Annotated in this window: 14 protein-coding genes; 6 read left to right on the top strand and 8 right to left on the bottom strand. The window is 71.2% G+C overall.

The window, feature by feature from the left end; all coding sequences use genetic code 11:
- Positions 1 to 57: 57 nt before the first annotated feature.
- Positions 58 to 3,495 (bottom strand): response regulator, encoded by a 3,438-nt coding sequence (locus ASF94_RS01685; RefSeq protein WP_056660543.1) that lies wholly within the window; start codon positions 3,493 to 3,495, stop codon positions 58 to 60.
- 145 nt (positions 3,496 to 3,640) lie between these two features.
- Positions 3,641 to 4,525 (bottom strand): hypothetical protein, encoded by an 885-nt coding sequence (locus ASF94_RS01680; protein WP_056660538.1) that lies wholly within the window; start codon positions 4,523 to 4,525, stop codon positions 3,641 to 3,643.
- Between the two features lie 221 nt (positions 4,526 to 4,746).
- Here ASF94_RS01680 and ASF94_RS01675 point away from each other — a divergent pair, with 221 nt between their 5' ends.
- Entirely contained in the window at positions 4,747 to 4,935 is a 189-nt protein-coding gene (locus ASF94_RS01675) for a hypothetical protein (protein ID WP_056660537.1), read from the top strand.
- 52 nt (positions 4,936 to 4,987) lie between these two features.
- On the opposite strand, the gene ligD is transcribed toward ASF94_RS01675, so the two are convergent.
- The 4 genes from ligD to ASF94_RS01655 all read right to left on the bottom strand — a co-directional run bounded on the left by ligD (position 4,988) and on the right by ASF94_RS01655 (position 12,537).
- On the bottom strand, positions 4,988 to 7,675 hold the full coding sequence (ligD, locus tag ASF94_RS01670) for a DNA ligase D (protein WP_056660536.1): 2,688 nt from the start codon (positions 7,673 to 7,675) through the stop codon (positions 4,988 to 4,990).
- Between the two features lie 14 nt (positions 7,676 to 7,689).
- Positions 7,690 to 8,793: a Ku protein gene (locus ASF94_RS01665; RefSeq protein ID WP_056660535.1), complete on the bottom strand. Its 1,104-nt coding sequence runs from the start codon at positions 8,791 to 8,793 to the stop codon at positions 7,690 to 7,692.
- A gap of 89 nt (positions 8,794 to 8,882) precedes the next feature.
- Positions 8,883 to 9,584 carry a ligase-associated DNA damage response endonuclease PdeM gene (gene pdeM / locus ASF94_RS01660; protein ID WP_056660532.1) on the bottom strand — a complete coding sequence of 234 codons (702 nt, stop codon included), beginning with the start codon at positions 9,582 to 9,584 and terminating at the stop codon, positions 8,883 to 8,885.
- Positions 9,585 to 9,615: 31 nt separating this feature from the next.
- Positions 9,616 to 12,537, bottom strand: coding sequence for a ligase-associated DNA damage response DEXH box helicase (locus tag ASF94_RS01655; protein WP_056660809.1), 2,922 nt, complete (start codon positions 12,535 to 12,537; stop codon positions 9,616 to 9,618).
- 267 nt (positions 12,538 to 12,804) lie between these two features.
- On the opposite strand from ASF94_RS01655, the gene ASF94_RS01650 reads away from it, so the two are divergent.
- From ASF94_RS01650 to ASF94_RS01630, 5 genes are read left to right on the top strand one after another with little or no spacing between them, the layout of a single operon-like run.
- A complete protein-coding gene (locus ASF94_RS01650; protein WP_056660529.1) occupies positions 12,805 to 13,782 on the top strand; it encodes a tripartite tricarboxylate transporter substrate binding protein in 978 nt (325 codons plus the stop codon).
- Positions 13,779 to 15,101 (top strand): 3-isopropylmalate dehydratase large subunit, encoded by a 1,323-nt coding sequence (locus ASF94_RS01645; RefSeq protein ID WP_056660525.1) that lies wholly within the window; start codon positions 13,779 to 13,781, stop codon positions 15,099 to 15,101. Before ASF94_RS01650 ends, ASF94_RS01645 begins: the two co-directional genes overlap by 4 nt.
- On the top strand, positions 15,098 to 15,637 hold the full coding sequence (locus ASF94_RS01640; RefSeq protein WP_056660522.1) for a 3-isopropylmalate dehydratase: 540 nt from the start codon (positions 15,098 to 15,100) through the stop codon (positions 15,635 to 15,637). Before ASF94_RS01645 ends, ASF94_RS01640 begins: the two co-directional genes overlap by 4 nt.
- Positions 15,634 to 16,497 (top strand): oxaloacetate decarboxylase, encoded by an 864-nt coding sequence (locus ASF94_RS01635; RefSeq protein WP_056660519.1) that lies wholly within the window; start codon positions 15,634 to 15,636, stop codon positions 16,495 to 16,497. Before ASF94_RS01640 ends, ASF94_RS01635 begins: the two co-directional genes overlap by 4 nt.
- Before the next feature lie 55 nt (positions 16,498 to 16,552).
- Positions 16,553 to 17,350: a GntR family transcriptional regulator gene (locus ASF94_RS01630; protein WP_056660516.1), complete on the top strand. Its 798-nt coding sequence runs from the start codon at positions 16,553 to 16,555 to the stop codon at positions 17,348 to 17,350.
- A 91-nt stretch (positions 17,351 to 17,441) separates the two neighbouring features.
- Here the strand turns inward: ASF94_RS01630 and ASF94_RS01625 are convergent, their stop codons facing one another.
- Together ASF94_RS01625 and ASF94_RS01620 are read right to left on the bottom strand one after the other, a co-directional pair.
- Positions 17,442 to 19,142 carry an ATP-dependent DNA ligase gene (locus ASF94_RS01625; RefSeq protein ID WP_056660513.1) on the bottom strand — a complete coding sequence of 567 codons (1,701 nt, stop codon included), beginning with the start codon at positions 19,140 to 19,142 and terminating at the stop codon, positions 17,442 to 17,444.
- Positions 19,139 to 20,263, bottom strand: coding sequence for a ligase-associated DNA damage response exonuclease (locus ASF94_RS01620; RefSeq protein WP_056660509.1), 1,125 nt, complete (start codon positions 20,261 to 20,263; stop codon positions 19,139 to 19,141). The genes ASF94_RS01625 and ASF94_RS01620 overlap by 4 nt, the downstream gene beginning before the upstream one ends.
- Positions 20,264 to 20,415: the final 152 nt, after the last annotated feature.

Raw genomic sequence — 20,415 nt, 5'->3', positions numbered from 1 at the left:
CCGAATGCTCCGGAGGGCTTGCCTCCTCGAAGTGCAGCGGCACGGGGCGGTCCTGGATCACTTGGGCATCCAGACCCGCACCAGCGACAGCAGCTTCTCCACGTCGAGCGGCTTGGCGATGTAGTCGTTGGCTCCGGCGGCCAGGCATTTTTCCTGGTCGTCCTTCATGGCCTTCGCCGTCAGGGCGATGATGGGCAGGCGGCGCCATTCGGGGCGCTTGCGGATCTCCACCATGGCGGTGAAGCCGTCCATCTCCGGCATCATGATGTCCATCAGCACCATGTCCACCGCACTGCCGCTGGCGGACTGGGCCCGCTCCAGCGCCTGCAGCGCCTCGCGGCCGTTGCGCGCGATCTCGACCTTGGCGCCGGTGGGCTCCAGCACGCTGGAGAGCGCGAACACGTTGCGCACGTCGTCCTCCACGATCAGGATGGTGCGGCCCTCGAAGCTCGCGTCGCGGTCGCGGGCCACCTGCAGCATCTTGCGCCGCTCCATCGGCAGCGCCGATTCGACCTGGTGCAGGAACAGCGTCACCTCGTCCAGCAGCCGCTCGGGCGACCGCGCATCCTTGATGATGATGGACTTGGAAAAGCGCCGTAGCTGCTGCTCTTCGTCGCGGGTGAGCGAGCGGCCGGTGTAGACGATGACGGGCGGGAAGGCCACGTCCTCCTGGCTGGCCATCTGCTCCAGCAGCTCGTAGCCGCTGAGGTCGGGCAGGTTCAGGTCCATCACCATGCAGTCGAAGGTGGTGGAACGCAGCAACTCCAGTGCGCGGCCCGCCGTCTCGGCACCGACGATCTCCACGTCGCCATTGGCCAGCAGATGGCCCACGCTCTCGCGCTGGCGTTCGTCGTCTTCCACCACCAGCACGCGGCGCAGGCTCTGCGTGAACTTCGCCTCCATCCGCTCCAGCGCCTGCTTGAGTTCGTCGCGCTTGACGGGCTTGAGGGCGTAGCCCACCGCGCCGCGTCCTAGGGCTTCCTGCGAATAGTCGGCCACCGACACCACATGCACCGGGATGTGCCGGGTGGCCGGGTTGCGCTTGAGCTGGTCGAGCACGCCCAGGCCGGAGAAGTCCGGCAGATTCATGTCCAGCACCACGGCACTGGGCTGGTGTTCCAGCGCAGCCGCCAACCCTTCGCTGCCGGTGCCGGCCAGCACGCACTGGAAGCCCATCTCGTGCGCCAGGTCGTAGAGGATGCGGGCGAAGCGGGGGTCGTCCTCCACCACCAGCATGGTGCGCTGGCCGGGCTGCAGCCGGTCGCGGTCGTCCGGTCCGTTGCCCTGGGAGCGGCGCACCAGCGGAGGCGGCTCGACCGGGGGCGGCACGGGCGCCTCGCGGCGTTCGCTCGGAAGGGGCGCGGGCCGGGGTGCGGCGACGGGCACGGCGGCGGAGGTGGCCTGGGCCGGTGCGGCGGCTTCGGGCTGCTCGGGCGCCACGGCCGGCAGCACCAGGGTGAAGGTGCTCCCCTGCCCTGGCACGCTCTGCACGCTGATGCTGCCGCCCAGCAGCTGCGCCAGGTCGCGCGAGATCGACAGCCCCAGCCCCGTGCCGCCGTACTTGCGGTGGGTGCTGCCGTCGGCCTGCCGGAAGGCGTCGAAGATCAGCTGCTGCTGGTGCTCGGGAATGCCGATGCCGGTGTCGCGCACCTCGAAGGCCACGCCGCCGCGCTCCCTTGGCAGCACATGCAGGGTGACCTGGCCCCTCTCGGTGAATTTGAGCGCGTTCGACAGCAGGTTCTTCAGGATCTGCCCCAGCCGCTGCGGGTCGGTTTCGATGGCGTTGGGTGCCTCAGGCTCCACCACGGCGTTGAGCTGCAGGCCCTTGTCCTCCGCCAGCGCGCGCAGCGGCTCGACCCAGCCCTGCACCGAGCGGGCGATGGGCACCGTTTCCACCGTGATGGTCGCCTGCCCGGCCTCGATCTTGGCCAGATCGAGGATGTCGTTGATGAGCGCCAGCAGGTCGTTGCCTGCGCCATGGATGGTCTGCGCATAGCGCACCTGCTCTTCGGTCAGGTTGCCGTGCTTGTTGTCGGCCAGCAGCTTGGCCAGGATCAGGCTGGAGTTGAGCGGCGTGCGCAGCTCGTGGCTCATGTTGGCGAGGAATTCGCTCTTGTACTGGCTCGCCATCTCCAGGTCGCGCGCCTTGGAACCCAGCGCGTCCTGGGCGCGCAGCAGTTGCTGCTTCTGGTACTCCAGCTGCTGGGTCTGCTCCTCCAGCTGGGCATTGCTCTGCTCCAGCTCGGACTGCTGCACTTCCATCTGCGCCTGCGATTCCTGCAGCACGCGGCTCTGCTGCTCCAGCTCCTCGTTGCTCACGCGCAGCTCTTCCTGCTGCGCCTGCAGTTCCTCGGCCTGGCGCTGGGTTTCCTCCAGCAGCGATTCGAGCTGGGTGCGGTCGATGGCCGAGCGCACCGACAGCGCCACCTGCTCGGCGGCACGCTGCAGGAAGTCGAGATCGGTGGCGCTGAGCCTGCGCAGGAAGCCTAGCTCGATCACGCCGTGCACCTTGCCGTGCAACAGCGCCGGCACGAGGGCCACCTCCCGCGGCGTGCCGCTGCCCAGCCCCGACGTGATGGGCAGATAGCCTTCCGGCACGTCCCGCACGTGCAGCAGCTCGCGCGACTGGACGGTCTGGCCCAGCAGGCCCTCGCCCTTCACCACTTTGGTCTTCAGCTGCCCGTCCTCCAAGGCGTAGCCGCCCATGCGCTGGTAGAGGCCGTGCCCCTCGCTCACATAGGCCGCGCCCACCCTGGCGCCCAGCCACTGCGCCAGGAACTCCACCACCCGCTGCCCCAGCTCATCGAGCCGGTGGTCGCCCTGCAGGCGCGAGCCCAGCGCCACCAGCCCGGACTTGATCCAGTTCTCGCGGGCCTTGGCACGGTGGTCGGCAGCGGTCATGGCGGCCGAAGCGCAGATCAGCACCAGCAACAGCAAGGAGCTGCCCCAGGTGAAGTAGGCGCCGAAGGTGGCTGCATCTTCCCAGGTGCGCCGCCGCTCTTCCAGGGACAGGCGCTCCGCATTGAGCATGTCGCGCAGCGTGGCGCGCACGTCGTTCATCAGCACGAAGCCTTCGTCGCTCTGCACCAGCAGCAGCGCCTGATCGTGCTGGCCGGCGCGGTGCAGGGCGATGGTGCGGCGCAGCTCGTCCATCTTCTGGCCCGCCATGCGCTGCACGGTGTTCAGTCGGGCAAGCTGGTCAGGGCTGTCTTCCAGCAGCTTGCGCAGCGCATCGAATTCCTGCCCCAGCGCAGCCTCCGAGGCGCGGAATGGCTCCAGGTAGATCTCCTTGCCCGTGAGCAGGAAGCCGCGCTGGCCGGTTTCTGCATTCTTGAGCGTGGACAGCACCGCCTGCACTTGCGATATCACCTCCACAGCCGCATTGATGCGAGTGACTGCCGCGACGCGGGTCTGGTTCGACTGGTAGGTGAACAGGGCGATGACCACCGTGGCCAGCGCTGCCAGCATGAAGCCCACGAACAGGCGCAGGGGCATCGTGGGGCGCTCTAGGCGCCGCTTCTCGTCGTCGATGGATAGGGTCACGGAGTAGGGTGGCGGAAGAAGTGGTCGCGGATGATAGGGGCCGCATACCCTTTCGCTTGTAGGCTGAGGCCTTCAACCGCAGCCGTTCCGCGCCGGGTCAGAAGGGCGCCGCCGCGTCGCTGTCGCTCAGGGCCTGCAACCGGGCCCGCAGTGCGGCGTTTTCGGCGGTCAGGGCGGCCACGCGGTCGCGCAGGGCCTGCAGCTCATCGCCTTCCGCAGCCCGGGGCGATTCGGCCGCGTCCTGCGGAGCCGCCTGCGAGGGCGCGTCCGCCGGCGGCTTGCGCTTGGCCTCCCGGGCACGCTTGGCCGCCTGGCGCAATTCTTCCTTGCCGCCGGTGGCCGCCGCCACCTGCTCTTGCGCCGGCAGCGTCGCCACCGCAGCGGCCGCGTTGATCGAGATGGCCCCCGACTTCACGGCGGCCACCACTTCGGGCGCGGCCTGCTTGCGGATCTTCTCGATCATCAACACCTGGCTGCTGCTGATGCGCGCCGCCCGTGCGATGGCTTCGCGGCTGTCCAGCGCATCTGGCGCGGGGAGCGAGGCCGTGGGATCGGACGGGGCCTGGGCGCCGGCGTGCGTGCTGGCGTCCGTTGCGCCGCCATCCCTGTTGCCCTGCTCGCCGCCATCCGGAGCCTTGGCGCCCTGGCTGCGCGCCAGGCGCGACTGCACGATCTCCTTCTTGCGCAGGGCCAGGACACCGCGCTGGAAGTCGGACACGCTGCGCCGGCCCAGGTGCTGGTCGATCATCCAGAGATGCACGTCCTCCATCGTCTCGAACCGGGTGGCCTGAACGGTCTGGAACGGCAGGCCGTGGCGCATGCAGATTCCGTAACGGTTGTGGCCGTCCACCAGCACGTCGCCCCACAGCACCAGGGCGTCCCGGCAGCCCTCGGCCAGCAGGCTGCGTTCCAGCGCTTCGTATTCCTGGGGGGTGAGGGGGTCGATGTAGGCCTTGAGTTCTTCGTTGACGACGATGTGCATGGTGGGGACGGAAGACGGAAGACGGACGCGTTGGCGCCAGGCAAAGGGCGCGATTCTAGAGAAGCCTGCATGGCTAGTCCTGTCACAGCTTGTCACACCTTCCGCAGCCGTCGGCGGGCGCCTACACCGACTGCGTCGCCGGGCCGACCCCGGCCTTGCCATTACAGCGGCCCAATGGCTGTCAAGCTGGCCATCTCGCGCCGGCATGCGGAGACCAAGCCATGTTCCTGTTCGACAGCCATTTCGACGAAGACGAAGCGCCCCGCTGGCAGATGGGCGAGGCCGACCTTCCCGGCCACCAGCGCCAGCAGGCGGACGACCTGCCGCTCTACGGCAGCGAGCGGCGCAGGCGCGCCGAGGAGCGGCAATTCGCCGACTCCGCGTTTTCCGAGCCCCAGGCGCTGGGTTGAGGGCTCGCAGCCCGCCGCCCGCCCTCCACCCACCCGATCGTTTCTCGCCCGGTCACCCCCCGCCTAGCGCTGCCAGACGCTTCATGGCGGCCGTGATCGACACCGCCGCCTCGGCGTAACCCTCCCACGGCGTGTTGCCCAGCCGCAGCCGCTCGTCGACCGTGGCCACCGTCCAGTGCGCGCCACTGGTGAGCTTCTCCAGCTCGTTCCACCCCACAGGCACCGAAATCCCCATGCCGGGCCGTGAGCGTGCCGACCAGGCACTCACCGTGGTGGCGCCCCGCCCATTGCGCAGATAGTCGGCGAAGATCTTGCCCACCCGGTTCTTCGGCCCGCTCTTGGCGACGAAGCGTTGCGGAATGGTGCGGGCCAGGTGCTGCACCAGCGCCTGCGAAAAGCCCTTGACGGTGTCCCAGCCGTGCAGGCGCTTGATGGGTACCACCACATGCAGCCCCTTGCCGCCGCTGGTCTTCAGGTAGGCAGGCAGGCCCAGTTCGGTGAGCAGCACCCGCACCAGTTCGGCGGCTTCCTGCACATGGCCCCATGGCACGCCCTCACCCGGGTCCAGGTCCAGGGTCAGGCGGTCGGGCTTTTCGATGCGGTCCTGCCGGGCATTCCAGGTGTGGAACTCCAGCACGTTCATCTGCGCCGCAGCCAGCAGCCCTTCCGGCCGGGCCACCGCCATCAAGGGGCCGTGGCCCGGATCCAGCGCCGGGTCCAGCTGGGCGATGCCGTCCAGCGCCGTGCGCTCCATGTGCTTCTGGAAGAACAGCTCGCCGCCCACGCCGTCCGGCGCCCGCACCAGCGCCACCGGGCGCCGCTCCAGGTGCTCCATCATCAGCGGGCCGACCTGGGCGTAATAGCGCACCAGGTCCAGCTTGGTGAAGCCGGTGGAGGGGTCGATCACCCGCTGCGGATGCGTCACGCGCAGAGACGATGGCACCTGCGGGGCAGCGGCGGCAGCGCCCTGCTTCTTGCGGCCCGCCTTCTCTGCTTTCTCTGCCTTCTTCTTCGCCGCCGCCTTGCCAGTGGCGGGGCGCGGCGCCTGCTGCGGTTGCTCGCGCACGATGGCCCGGGCCGGCTTGTCTTCGCGCAGGCCATGGAACACCGCGTGGCGGATGCGGCCCTCGCGCGTCCACTCGGCAAAGGACACCTCGGCCAGCAGCCGGGGCCGGACCCAGAGGGGCTTCTTGCCGATGGCGGGCGCCCGGTCGAACGGACTGGCGTCGGCTTGCAGCGCCTCCAGCCGCTCGCGCAGTTCCGCCAGCGTGCGCTCGTTGAAGCCGGTGCCCACGCTGCCGGCATAGCGCAATTGGCCGTCGTCGCCGTGCACCCCCAGCAGCAGCGCGCCCAGGCCGGTGCGCGTGCCCTGGGGTTCGGTGAAGCCGCAGATGACGAATTCCTGCCGCTGGCTGCACTTGAGCTTGATCCAGTCGGCATTGCGGCGCGATGCATAGGGAGCCGAACGGCGCTTGCCGATCACGCCCTCGAACCCCAGCCGGCAGGCGGCAGGCACCAGGTCGGAGGCACGCGCCTCGAAGGCCTCGCTGAAACGCACCGCATCGGCCGCAGCCTCGGGCGCCTGTTCGACCACCGCCCGCAGCAGCTCGCGTCGCTCGTCCAGCGGCAGCGGCCTGAGGTCGCGTCCGTCGGCGAAAGGCATGTCGAAGACGTAATACACCAGGTGGCTGGTCGCCTGGGCGTCGAAGGCGTTCTGCAGCGCCTGGAAGTCGGGCGCGCCCTGTTCGTCCATCACCAGCACCTCGCCATCGATCCAGCCGGATTTCAGCGGCAGCTGCGCCACCGCCTTCGCCAGGCGCGGCATGCGTTCCGTCCAGTCGTTGCCGTTGCGCGTGATCAGCCGCACCGCTCCGCGTTCGATGCGGGCGAGCAGCCGGTAGCCGTCGAACTTGAGCTCCCACAGCCAGTCCTGCGCATCGGCGGGCGGCCCGTCCACCAGCGTGGCGAGCTGGGGCTTGAGCTCCTGCGGCAACGCCGCCCGGCGAGCCTTGGCGGCGTGCTTGACCGTGGGTTCTGCAGCGGCACGCGCCACCTGCGCGCCCGGTGCCGGCACGGGGGGCAGCGCGGCCACGCTGTCGGGCATGGCCTCCACCACGTCGAACTCGGCGGCTGGGCGCTCCAGTCCGTCGCGCTCCTTGATGAGCAGCCAGGGCGGCTGCTTCTCGCTGCCGCGTCCGTGCATGCGCACCAGCGTCCAGTGGCCTTCCAGCTTGTGGCCGTGCAGACTGAACTTGAGCTTGCCCTCGCGCCAGCCGGCTTCCGGGTCGCCCACCGGCGACCAGTAGCCGCTGTCCCAGATGATCACCTTGCCGGCGCCGTACTGCTTGGCCGGAATCTGCCCCTCGAAGCGGTTGTACGAAATGGGGTGATCCTCCACCTGCACCGCCATGCGCTTGTCGGCCGGGTCGAAGCTGGGGCCCTTGGGCACCGCCCAGCTCTTCATGGTGCCGCCGATCTCCAGCCGCAGGTCGTAATGCAGCCGGCTGGCCCAGTGCTTCTGGATCACGTACTGCAGCGCCTCCGTGCCCGGTTCGCCGCCCTCCGCGGGCTCCGGCGTCACCGCGAAGTTGCGCTTGCCGCGGTAGACCGCGAGTGCGTCGGGTGCGTCGGGTGCGGCCGCAGCGTCGGCTGCGGGAGCGGGAGCGGCCTTCTTCTTTTTCGCGCTCGTGGCGCTCGTGCCGCTCGTCGCCTTCGTCGGGTCCTGGGTCTTTCGGGCCATGGCGCGCCTGCCCCTCAGGCCGCCCGGCGGGCGGGCTTCTTCGCTGGCGCGGGGCTGCGGCTCTTCGCCTTGGCAGCGCCAGCGGCCTTCTTGGCGGGAGCCTTCCTGGCAGCGGCGGCCTTCTTCGCCGCGGGCGCAGCCTTCTTGGCGGCGGCCTTGCGGGGCAGGTCGGTCACCGAGGCGGACTTGCCGCCCCGGCTGGCGGTCTTCTTCCCGGCCTCTTTTGCTGCGGCGTCTTCATCCGCCTCCGGGTCCGCGGCGCCCTTGCCGCTGCCGCCGCCCTTCCTGCCCTTGCCGCCCTCCAGGCTGCGCCTGAGCAGCGCGGTGAGATCGAGCACGTCGGCGCTGGCGGGCGCGGTCTCCTGCGCGGCAGCCTTCACCACGTCGGCGATGTCGCCCGCCTCGGCCTTGGTCTGCACCAGCTTGTGGATTTCCTCGGCGAACGAATTGCGGAACTGGTCGGCGTTCCAGCCCTGGGTCATGTCGTCGATCAGCTGCGTGGCCATGGTCATCTCCGCATCGCGGATGCCGGCCGCCTTCGCGCCCAGGGGCGGAAGGTTCAACTGCTCGAACGAGCGGATCTCGCCGCCCCAGCGCAGCAGGTTCAGGATGAGCGCCCGGCCGCAGGGGATGAGCACCGCCAGATGCTGCTTGGTCTGGATGACCACCTTGGCCACGCCCACCTTGTTGGTCTTGCGCAGCGCCTCGCGCAGCAGCGCGTAGACCTTCTCGCCGCGCTTGAGCGGAGCCGTGTAGTAGGGCCGCTCCAGGTAGACGAACGGAATCTCGTCGGCGTCGAGGAAGGCCTCGATCTCGATAGTCTGCGTGGTCTTGGGGAAGGCCGCCTCGATCTCCTCGGGCGACAGCACCACATAGCGCCCGTCTTCGTATTCCACGCCCTTGACGATGTTGGCGGCCGTGATCTCCTTGCCGGTGATCTTGTTGATGCGCTTGTAGCCCACCGGCTCCATCGAACGCTTGTCGAGCCAGTCGAAGTCGATGCCGGAATTCTGCGTGGCCGCATAGAGCCCCACCGGCACGTGCACCAGCCCGAAGCTGATGGCGCCCCTCCAGAGGGTGCGGGTCGATGTGGGGGCCTTGCCGTCGTCGTCTGCCATGGGGTGTCTCCAGAAGCTGCGAGGGGCAAATTAGCACCCGGCCCCGCAGGCTCCTGTAGGACGGCGGAGGGACGCGGAAGGCCGCGCGCTCAGCGCCCGGGCGGCACGGGCCAGACCCGCCCGCCGCCCACGGCGAAGAGCCGGCGGTCGGCCTGCGGCGGCAGCGTGGCAGCGCCGGTGAAGCTGCCGAAGGCGGGCAGCAGCGTGAGCCGTGGCGCGACGGCGAAGCACGGCAGGCGCAAGGCGTCCCGCCCGGGGCCCCACAGCACCGTGGCCGGATGCACATGGCCTGCCAGCACATGGTGGGTGGCGTGCGACTGCGGGTGGTGGCAGCAGGCGAACGGGCCCGCGCACCAGGGCTCGTCCACCACCGCGATGCCCAGGCCCGGCGGCGGGTCGCCCGCATGGCTGTCGTGGTTGCCGCGCACCAGCACCATGTCGACCGCCGCGTGCTGGTCGCGCCAGTCGGCAAGCGCCGCGCGCAGCGTGGGCGTGTGCGCCTCGGCGGCGTGGAGGAAGTCGCCCAGCACCACCAGGCGCCGCGCCGGCAGGCCGTGCAGCAGCGCCGTCAGCCGCGCCAGGTTGTCCTGCGTGGTGCCTCCGGGCACGGGAATGCCCCGTGCCCGGAAGGTGGCAGCCTTGCCCAGGTGCACGTCGGCCACGAACACGGTGGCGCCCGCCGGCCACCACACGGCATGGCCCGCCAGCAGATGGACCGGCTCGCCGGCGAGGGTGGTGGCATGCGCGCCGATCAGCGCAGCGGGGGACAACGTCTCGGATCCGAAAAGCATTCAGCGATGGTAGCGGTCGGGCAGAGGCCCCTCAGAGGGGCGGCAAAGGCCGCGAGGGCTTGCGCACGCGGCGCTGGCGCTGGCTGCGGCCGGCTTCCGGCCCGTCAGCGCTGGTGAGCGAAAAATCGAGCATCCGCCGCACCGTGGCCGCAGCCGCCTGCAGCTCCGTGGGCTCGCCCTGCTCCGGGGCCACTGGGTCGGGCGCCGATCCGGGGCGCGCCGCCTGGACGCGCGGCTTGCGCTTCGCGGGACGTTGCGGCGGATCGGGCGGCACCACGTCCTGCGGCGGCGGCGCGGCCTGCGCCTTGCCGGCGGGGGCGTCGGCGGCGCTGTCGAGCTGCGCCAGCATGCGGGCGATGCGGTCGGCCAGGTGTTCGTTGGTGAGCTTTTCGCGGAAGCGCTCCACCATCAGCGGAAAGGCGAACGGGCTGGGCCGCACCAGCGAGCGCACTTCCAGGCGCTGGTGCTGCATGCGGCGCAGCGCGGCCAGCAGCTGGGCCACGTCCAGTTCCTGGCTCAGCACCTCCTCGTCGGCCTGGCGCAGCAGCATGTTGGCGTTGTCGTACTTGCGGAACACCTCGAAGAAGAGCTGTGACGACGCCTGCAGCTGGCGCGCGCTGCGGCGCTCGCCCGGATGGCTCTGGAAGATCAGGCCGGAGACGCGGGCGATCTCGCGGAAGCGCCGCCGCGCCATCTCCGTGGCGTTGAGGCTGGCCAGCAGTTCGTGCAGCAGGGCCTGCCGCGCGGCGTCGGTGGCCGGCGCTTCGGCGGGGGCGTTGGCGGTATTGCGAATGGCCAGGGCCTCGTCCGCGGGCAGGCCGGGCGCAGGCGCGGCGGCAGGATCGACGGGGTCGGCGCGCAACAGCTCGGGCAGCAGCGCGGCCCAGTCGCGTTCGGTGGCGCTCAGCAGTTCCAGGCCGTAGTCGTTGACGGCGATGGAGAAGGTACCGGCCTCGCCCTGCGCCGCACGCCAGGCGAACAGGCTGGCCAGGCCGGTGTGGGCATGCCGGCCGGCGAAGGGGTAGAGAAAGAGGTGCCAGCCTTCGCGCGTGCGCAGCGTCTCGGCCAGCAGCGTGCCGGGCGTGGGCAAGGCGGACCAGCGCTGCTGCACTTCCAGCAGCGGGCGCACGCAGCGCATCTCGGGGCCGCTGTAGTCGCCCTCGGCCGCCTGCGCCAGCTGGCGCACCACGAAGTCGGCCAGCACGGTGGAAAGCGGCATGCGCGAGCCGCCCCAGCGCGGCACCGTGGGGCGGCCCCGCGCGGCCCGGCGCACGTAGGCCGTCATGTCCTCGATCTTGACCATCTCCAGCACGTTGCCGGCAAAGACGAAGCAGTCGCCCGGCGAGAGGCGCGAGAGGAAGCTCTCCTCCATGGTGCCCAGCCGCGCGCCGTGCAGCACCTGCACGACCATGCTCGCATCGCTCACGATGGTGCCGATGTTGGCGCGGTGCCGGCGCGCCAGCCGGGCGCTGGGCACGCGCCACACGCCGTCTTCGTCGGGGGCCACGCGCTGGTAGTCGGGATAGGCGGCGAGCGACGGGCCGCCGCGGTGCACGAAGTCCAGGCACCACTGCCAGACGTCGCGCGGCAGGTCGCGGTAGGCCGCGGTGCCGCGCACTTCCGCATACAGCGCCTCGGGCTCGAAGCCGCCGCCCAGCGCCACGGTCACCAGGTGCTGCACCAGCACGTCGATGGGCCGGCGCGGGCTGGCGCGCATCTCCACCTGGCCGGCCTGCACGGCCGCGCGGGCACCGGCGGCTTCCACCAGCTCCAGGCTGTGGGTGGGCACCAGCGTGATGCGCGAGGCCCGGCCCGGCGCGTGGCCGGAACGCCCGGCGCGCTGCAGCAGCCGCGCCACGCCCTTGGGCGAGCCGATCTGCAGCACCCGCTCGACCGGCAGGAAGTCCACGCCCAGGTCGAGACTGCTGGTGCAGACCACGGCGCGCAGCTGGCCGGCCTTGAGCCCCGCTTCCACCCATTCGCGCACGCCCCGGTCCAGCGAGCCGTGGTGGATGGCCAGCTCGCCCGCCCAGTCGGGCCGCGCATCGAGGATGGCCTTGTACCAGACCTCGGCCTGCGAGCGGACGTTGACGAACACCAGCGTGGTGCCGGACGAGGCCAGCTCGCGCACCACCGCCGGCAGCATCGACAGGCCCAGGTGCCCGGCCCACGAGAAGCGCTCCGGGTGGTCGGGCAGCAGCGTGTCCACCACCAGCCGCTTGTCGACCTTGCCCTGCACCAGCACGCCCGCGCCGCCCGCGCCCTCGGCCTGCCCGTCGCCCAGCAGGGTGTGCATGGCCTCGGGCAGGTTGCCCAGCGTGGCCGACATGCCCCAGATACGCAGCGCCGGGTTCCAGCCGCGCAGCCGGGCGATCGCCAGCTGCACCTGCACCCCGCGCTTGTTGCCCAGCAGCTCGTGCCATTCGTCGGCCACCACCAGCTGCACGGTGGACAGCGTCTCGCGCGCATCGGCGCGCGCCAGCAGCAGCGACAGGCTCTCGGGCGTGGTCACCAGCACGGTCGGCAGGCGGCGCGACTGCGCGCTGCGCTCGCCGCTGGCGGTGTCGCCGGTGCGGGCGCCGGCCGTCCAGCGGGCCAGCACCGGGTGCTCGGGCGCCAGCGCGTCCAGCGGCGTCTGCAGGGCGCGCAGCGTGTCGGCCGCCAGGGCGCGCATGGGCGTGAGCCACAGCACGGTCAGCGGCTCCGGCGTGGGCCGGCGCGTCTTCGCTATTGTTTCGATAGCTACCCGCGCCCGTGATTCCAGCGCTACAGCCTGTTTTGACTTGGATTTCAGTGGTGGGCGCTGGTCGGCGAAGGCCTGCAGCGCGCCCAGCCACACCGCATAGGTCTTGCCCGCGCCGGTGGTGGCATGCAGCAGGCCGCTGCGGCCTTGGGCCAGTGCGCGCCACACCTCGCGCTGGAAGGCGAAGGGCTTCCAGCCGCGCAACGCCATCCACCGGGCCACGGCTTGCTGCGCAGCGCCCCGGCGCGGCGGGCGGGAGCCCGGGGTGTCGGCGTCGCTCGATTCCATGGCCGCGATTACACCGCGCCGCACTGCCGAGCCGCGTAGGCCAAAGGCCACGCCCGCCGTCTGCGCCGGTCGGCCGCCCTCTGGTCTGCCCGATGGGACCAGCAGGTTCCATTGAAAGCCGCAGCCAGGCTGCCTAGGATGGGCCTTCCACGAGAACGAACGAACAAACGAAAGACGGAGACAAGCAACATGAACACAGCCCTGACCCGGCGCTGCGCGCTGGCCGCGCTCTGCGCCCTGCCCGCCGCGCTGGCACCCTCATTCGCCCTGGCGCAGGACGGCGGCAGGCCCATCACCCTCATCGTGGGCAGTCCCTCCGGCGGCACCACGGACACGCTCGCCCGCGTCATCGGCCGCATGATGGGCGACACCCTGGGCCGCCCGGTGATCGTGGAAAACCGCGCCGGCGCCGGCGGCAACATCGCCGCGGCCTATGTGGCCAAGGCGCCGGCCGACGGGTCCACGCTGCTGATGAGCTTCACCGGCCACACCATCAACGCCACGCTCTACAAAAACCTGGGTTTCGATCCGGTGAAGGACTTCACGCCCATCACCATGGTGGCCAAGGTGCCCAGCGTGCTCATCGCGCGCCGGGGCGCCCCGTTCTCCGACACGCGCGGGCTCATCGCCTATGCCAAGGCCAACCCGGGCAAGCTGAACTTCGCCATCGGCGCGCAGGGCTCGTCGCTGCACCTGGCCAGCGAGCAGTTCAAGATGCTGACCGGCACCGACATCGTCAACGTGCCCTACAAGGGCACCGGCCCGGCGCTGTCCGATGTGCTGGCGGGCACCGTGGACCTGATGTTCGCCAGCACGGTCAACGTGCTGCCGCACATGAAGAACGGCAGCATCCAGCTGCTGGGCGTGAGCAGCCGCGAGCCGCTGCCGCAGTTCGCCGGCGTGCCACCGATCGCGCAGACGGTGAAGGGCTTCGAGTCGATGGCCTGGTTCGGCCTGTTCGGCCCGGCGCAGATGCCGGCGGACGTGACGCAGAAGCTCTATGCCGCCGTGAAGAAGGCCATCGAGTCGCCCGACTACCAGGAGCGCATGCGCACCGAAGCGGCGACCACGGTGGACATGCCGCCCGCCGCGTTCGCGAAGTTCGTGGCGCAGGACGTGCAGGACTGGGCCAAGATCATCAAGGCCTCCGGCGCGAGCGTGGAATGAGCGCCGCCGCCTTCCCTTCCGCTGCTGCTGCTGCGACCCCTTCGGCTGGGGCCGCTCCGCAGACCCTGGCGCAGAAGCTGGTGGCCCGCGCTGCCGGCGTCGGCCACGTCACGCCGGGCGAGATCGTCACCTGCCGGGTCGATCTGGCCATGATGCACGACTCGGGCGGGCCGCGCCGGGTCAAGCCCATGCTCGACCGCCTGGGCGCGACGGTGTGGGACCCGGACAAGGTGGTGGTGGTCACCGACCATTACGTGCCGGCCTACGACGACGACAGCCGCGCCATCGTGCAGATCGCCCGCGACTGGGTGAAGAGCGCGGGCGTGGCGCGCTTCCACGACGGCGAAGGCATCTGCCATGTGGTGGTGCCGCAAAAGGGCTACCTGCGGCCCGGCATGTTCGCCGTGGGCGGCGACAGCCATTCGCCCACCGGCGGCGCCTTCGGTGCCTACATGTTCGGCGTGGGCGCGACCGAGATGCTGGGCGTGCTGGTCACCGGCGAGATCTGGCTCAAGGTGCCGCACACCCTGCGCATGGCCTGGAACGGCCGGCTGGCGCCGGGCGTGTCCGCCAAGGACATGATGCTGTTTCTCTGCACCCGCTTCGGCATGGACGGCGGGCAGTACCAGGCGGTGGAATATGCCGGCCCGGCGGTGCAGGCGCTGTCGATGCAGGAGCGCATGACGCTCTCCAACATGACGGCGGAACTGGGCGCCCAGGCGGGCCTGGTGGCGCCCGACGAAGTCACCCGCGACTGGCTGGCCCGCGCCGGCGCCGGCGACGTGGACCTGGCGCACTGGCACACCGACGAAGGCGCGCCGCTGCTGGCCGACCATGTCTTCGATGCCGCCGCCCTCGCCCCGCAGGTGGCCGAGCCGCACAGCCCGGCCCATGGCCGCGACGCGGCCGACCTGGCCGGCGTGGCCATCAACCTGGCCTACGTGGGCGCCTGCACCGGCGCCAAGCTGGACGACCTGCGCATGGCGGCCCAGGTGCTGCAGGGCCGCAAGGTGGCCGCCGGCGTGCGCCTGCTGGTGGCGCCGGCCAGCCTGCAGGACCAGCAGCGTGCCGAGGCGGAAGGCGTGCTCGGCACCCTGGTGGAAGCCGGCGCCGAACTGCTGCCCACCAGCTGCGGCGCCTGCGCCGGCTACGGCGCGCATACCTTCGGGCCCGACGTGGTGGCCATCAGCACCACGGCCCGCAACTTCCAGGGCCGCATGGGCTCGCCCCAGGCGCAGATCTACCTGGGCTCGCCCTGGACGGTGGCCGCATCGGCCGTGGCCGGTCGCGTCGCCGACCCGCGGGAGATGCTGCAATGAGCGCGGCGCACACCCTGCCCGCCACGGGCCGTGCCTGGCTGTTCGGCGACGACCTGAACACCGACCTGCTGGCCCCGGGCGCCTACATGAAGTTCGGCATCGCCAAGATCGCGCGCCATTGCCTGGAGTCGGTGGATGCGCGCTTCGCCGCCGAAGTGCGGCCGGGCGACATCGTCTTCGCCGGGCGCAACTTCGGCGCCGGCTCGTCGCGCGAGCAGGCGGCCGAGGTGCTGCGGCACCTGGGCGTGGCCTGCGTGGTGGCGCGCTCGTTCTCGGGCATCTACTACCGCAACGGCTTCAACCTGGGCCTGCCGCTGCTGGTGTGCCTCGACGCGCCCACCGTGGCCGCGGGCGCCCCGGTGGCCTGCGACCTGGACCGGGCCCGCGTGCACGACCTGGCCACCGGCCGCGTGCTGGCCTGCGAGCCCATTCCGGCGCACCTGGTCGCCATGATCCGGGACGGCGGTCTGCTGCCGCACCTCGAAAAACGCCTGGCCGCCCGGCGCGCCAGCCACGCCCCCGCACCCCACCCATGACCACAGACCTCAAGACCCGCCTGCAGTCGCCGGCCATCGTCACCGCGCCCGGCGTGTACGACGCCTTTTCGGCCCTGCTGGTCGCGCAGGCCGGCTTCGACGCCGCCTACCTGTCCGGCGCCAGCATCGCCTACACCCGGCTCGGCCGGCCCGACATCGGCCTGCTGTCGCTGGACGACGTGGCCCAGGTGACCACCGCCATCCGCGAGCGCAACGAGGCGCTGCACCTGATCGTCGATGCCGACACCGGCTTCGGCAACGCGATCAACGTGCAGCGCACGGTGCGCCTGCTGGAGCGCGCCGGCGCATCGGCCATCCAGCTGGAGGACCAGACCAGCCCCAAGCGCTGCGGCCACCTGGACGGCAAGACGCTGATCGGCGCGGCCGAGATGGCCGGCAAGATCCGCGCCGCCTGCGATGCCCGGCGGGACGCCGGCACGCTCATCGTGGCCCGCACCGATGCCGTGGCGGTGGAGGGCCTGGACGCCGCCCTCGACCGCATGGACCGCTATGCCGACGCGGGCGCCGACGTGCTCTTCGTGGAGGCCCTGCGCACGCGGGACGACATGGCGGCCGCCCTGGCCCGGCTGTCGCCGCGCGGGCCGCTGCTGGCCAACATGGTGGAAGGCGGCAAGACGCCCCTCCTGCCGGCCGCCGAGCTGCAGGCGCTGGGCTACCGGCTGGCGATCTTCCCCGGCGGCACCGTGCGCGCGCTGAGCCATGCGCTGCAAGGCTATCTGGCCAGCCTGCACCGGCACGGCACGACCGAGCCGTACTGGCCGCAGATGCTGCAGTTCGACGGGCTCAACCAGCTGCTGGGAACGCCCGAACTGCTGGCGGGCGCCAAGCGCTACGACTGAACCGGCCGGGGCCGGCGCCTTGCCCTCGGCCCACCGGGCTCCTACAGTGGCTGCAATGACCGAGCCGCTCGACACCTCCCCTTCGCCCGCCCTGCCGCGGTTCCACCAGGTGCGGCTCATCCTGCGCGAGCGGCTCAAGTCCGGCCAGTACGAACGCGGCCTGCCGCTGCCGGGCGAACGGCAGCTGGCCGAGGAGTTCGGCGTGGCGCGCGTCACCATCCGCTCGGCCCTGGCGCGGCTGGAAGAAGAGGGCCTGGTGGTGCGCCTGCGCGGCAAGGGCACGCTGCCGGCAGCCCAGGACGAGTTGCCCGCGCACCTGCGGCTGCGGGGCGGCCTGCTGGACAACATCGTCAACATGGGCCGGCGCACGCGCGTGACGGTGCTGGAGCACAGGCTGCTGCCGGCGCCCTCGCACGTCGCCCAGGCCTTGCAGCTGCCGGCCGGCAGCCCGGTGCTGAAGGTGGTGCGGGTGCGCAAGTTCAAGGGCCAGCCCATCGCATACACCGAGGTGTTCCTGCCGCCCGACCTGGCAGCGGCGGTGGAAAAGCCCACCCTGCAGGACGTGCCCATGCTGGTCGCGCTGGAGCAGTCGGGCGTGCAGGTGGTGTCGGCCGAGCAGACCCTGGGCGCGGCGCTGGCCGACCTGCACGTGGCGGCGGCCCTGCGCGTGGCGCCGGGCGTGCCGCTGCTGCGCGTCGCCCGCGTGGCGGTCGATGCGAGCGGCCGGCCGGTGCAGTTCCTGACCGGCCTCTACCACCCCGAGCGCTACGAGTACCACATGCAGCTCTCGCGCGTGGGCGACGCCACCAAGGTGTGGATCGAGAACGACCGCCCGCCGGAGGCCGCGGGCTGAGGCGGCCCCGGGCCCTGGCGCCGAGAAATTCAGGTCAAATCGCCCTCCAGCGCTTGATGATCAAGGCTGTGTAGCTATCAATTTGGTAGTATCAGCCATCCGCCGCCGGCAGCAGCATGGCCAGCGTGCCGAGCGAATCCGCCTCCTCCACCGGCTTGTCTTCCCGCCAGCGCAGCATGCGCGGAAAGCGCACGGCGATGCCGCTCTTGTGGCGGCTGCTGCGGGCGATGCCCTCGAAGCCCAGCTCGAACACCAGCGTGGGGCGCACGCTGCGCACCGGGCCGAAGGTCTCGACGGTGGTGCGGCGGATGATGGCGTCCACCCGCGCCATCTCGGCATCGGTCAGGCCCGAATACGCCTTGGCGAAGGGCACCAGCTGGCGCTCCGGCACGCCGGGCTCGGCGTCCCACACGGCGAAGGTGTAGTCGCTGTAGAGCGTGGCACGGCGGCCGTGGCCCCGCTGGGCGTAGATCAGCACGGCATCGACCGAGAGCGGATCGATCTTCCACTTCCACCAGGTGCCCACGTCCTTGGTGCGGCCCACGCCATACTGCGCATCGTGGGCCTTGAGCATCATGCCCTCCACGCCCAGGGCGCGGGCCTCGCTGCGCTGCTCGGCCAGCGCGGCCCAGCTGTCGCCCTGCAGCACCGGGCTCTGAACCAGCGCCGGGTGCGGGTGGCGGGCGACGAGCGCGTCCAGCCGGGCGCGGCGCTCGTGCTGCGGCAGCGCGCGCAGGTCCTCGCCGCCCTCTTCCAGCAGGTCATAGGCCAGCAGCACCACGGGCAGGTCGCGCAGCAGCTTCGGGCCCAGCGTCTTGCGGCCGATGCGCTTTTGCAGATCGGCGAAGGGGCGCACGCGGGCCGGCACGTCGCCCTCGGCGGCGCGCCAGACGACGATCTCGCCGTCGATCACCGTGCCGGGCGGCAACTGGCCGCCGAGGGCCTGCAGTTCGGGGAAGCGGTCGCTCACCAGCTCCTCGCCGCGCGACCAGATCCAGGTGCCGGCGGCAGATCCATCGGCTGCCGCGCGGCGCACCAGCTGGGCGCGGATGCCGTCCCACTTCCACTCGACCTGCCAGCGGTCGGGCGGGCCGAGCACGGCGTCGAACTGCTCCACCGGCAGCTGCAGCGGGTGGGCCAGGAAGAAGGGATACGGATGGCCCCGCACTTCGCCCTCGGCGGCTTCGTCGCCCCCGGCATCGGCCGCGGCCACCAGCCGCAGGTAGTCGGCGGCACCGGGGCGCGCGCCGATGTGGGTATAGCCCATCAGCCGCTGCGCCACGCGCTTGGCATCCACCCCGCTCACCGCCGCCAGCGCCTGGGTGACCTGCAGGCGCGACACCCCCACGCGGAAGGCGCCGGTGATGAGCTTGAAATACACCAGCCGCTCATCGGGCGCGAGCGCACTCCACTGCGCCCGCAGGGTGGGCTCCAGAACCTCGGGCGGCTGGCCGCGCAGCGGCAACAGGTGATGCTCCATCCACTCGGCCAGACCCAGCTCGTGGGTCTGCAGGGGCGCAGGCAGCAGCAGCGAAATGGTCTCGGCCAGATCGCCCACGGCGTCGTAGCTTTCGTCGAACAGCCACTCCGGCAGGCCCGCAGCCTCGCGCGCGAAGCTGCGCAGCAGCTTGGAGGGCACCAGCTGGCGCGGCTTGCCGCCGGCCAGGAAATACACGGCCCAGGCGGCGTCTTCGGGCGCAGCGGCTTCCAGATAGGCGCGCAGTGCCGCCTGCTTGGCCAGGTTGGAGGTGCTGGAGTCGAGCGCGCGGTAGAGCGCCGCAAAGTCCTTCATGTGCCGGCCGGCTCCTGCGCCGGCTCCGGCTCGGCGTCGCCTGCGGCGCCCTCCGCAGCTGCGGTGGTCGAGCCGCTGGCGGGGTGCTGCGCCGCGTCCGGCTGATCGTCCTCGTCGCCGTATTCGGTATGGAAGGACTGGCCGTCCAGCCCCTGCTCGCGCAGCCACCGCACCAGCACGGCCACGCTGCCGTGGGTGACGAAGATGCGCTCCGCGCCGGTCGCGCCAATGGCCGACTGCAGCCCGGGCCAGTCGGCGTGATCGGACATGATGAAGCCCCGGTCCACGCCGCGCCGGCGGCGCGTGCCGCGCAGCTGCATCCAGCCGCTGGCAAAGGCGTCGGAATGGCGGGGGAAGCGGCGCATCCAGGGCGTGCCCTGGGCCGAGGGCGGCGCCAGTACCAGGGCCGTCTTCAGCAGGGAGGGCGTCACGCGCGGATCGGTGGCGCGCAGGGTCTCCGGCAGATCCACGCCGGCGGCGCGGTAGACCTCGTTGAGGGGCTCCACGGCGCCATGCACCACGATCGGCCCGATGCTGCGATCCACCCCGTGCAGGATGCGCTGCGCCTTGCCGAAGGCATAGCAGAGCAGCACGGACGGGCGCCCGTCGGCCGCGTTGGCGCGCCACCAGGCGTTGATGTCGGCGAACAGCACCGGCTGGGTGGGCCAGCGGTAGATCGGCAGGCCGAACGTGGATTCCGTGATGAAGGTGTCGCAGCGCACCGGCTCGAAGGGCGCACAGGTGCCATCGGCTTCGGTCTTGTAGTCGCCGGAGGCCACCCAGACCCGGCCGCCGTGCTCCAGCCGCACCTGCGCGGAACCCAGCACGTGGCCCGCCGGATGCAGCGACAGCTTGACGCCGTGGTGCTCGATCACCTCGCCATAGGGCAGCGTCTGCAGCTGGATGTCGGCCCCCAGGCGCTGGCGCAGCGTGCCTTCGCTGTCGGTGTGCGCCAGGTAGTGGGCGTGGCCCATGCGGGCATGGTCGGAATGGCCGTGGGTGATGACGGCACGGTCTACCGGCCGCCACGGATCGATGTAGAAATCGCCGGCCGTGCAATACAGGCCCTGGGGGCGGGCGACGACGAGGTCGCCGGAGGTGGAACCGCTGCCTTGGGCCATGGCGTCATCGCCGAAGGAAGGAGGAACCGAATGGGGAGCAGCGCTCCGAAGCACCCTGCCTGACCTCACGAACCAATGCCGTGTACGTAGTGAACAGTGCCGTCTGCGCTTGCATGGAAGGAATGTAGAAGGCCGCCCGGGCCGTGGCCGGC

It is taken from the genome of Acidovorax sp. Leaf160, assembly GCF_001424265.1.
Lineage (GTDB): Bacteria > Pseudomonadota > Gammaproteobacteria > Burkholderiales > Burkholderiaceae_C > Paracidovorax.
This window is presented reverse-complemented; position numbering and strand designations above follow the sequence as displayed.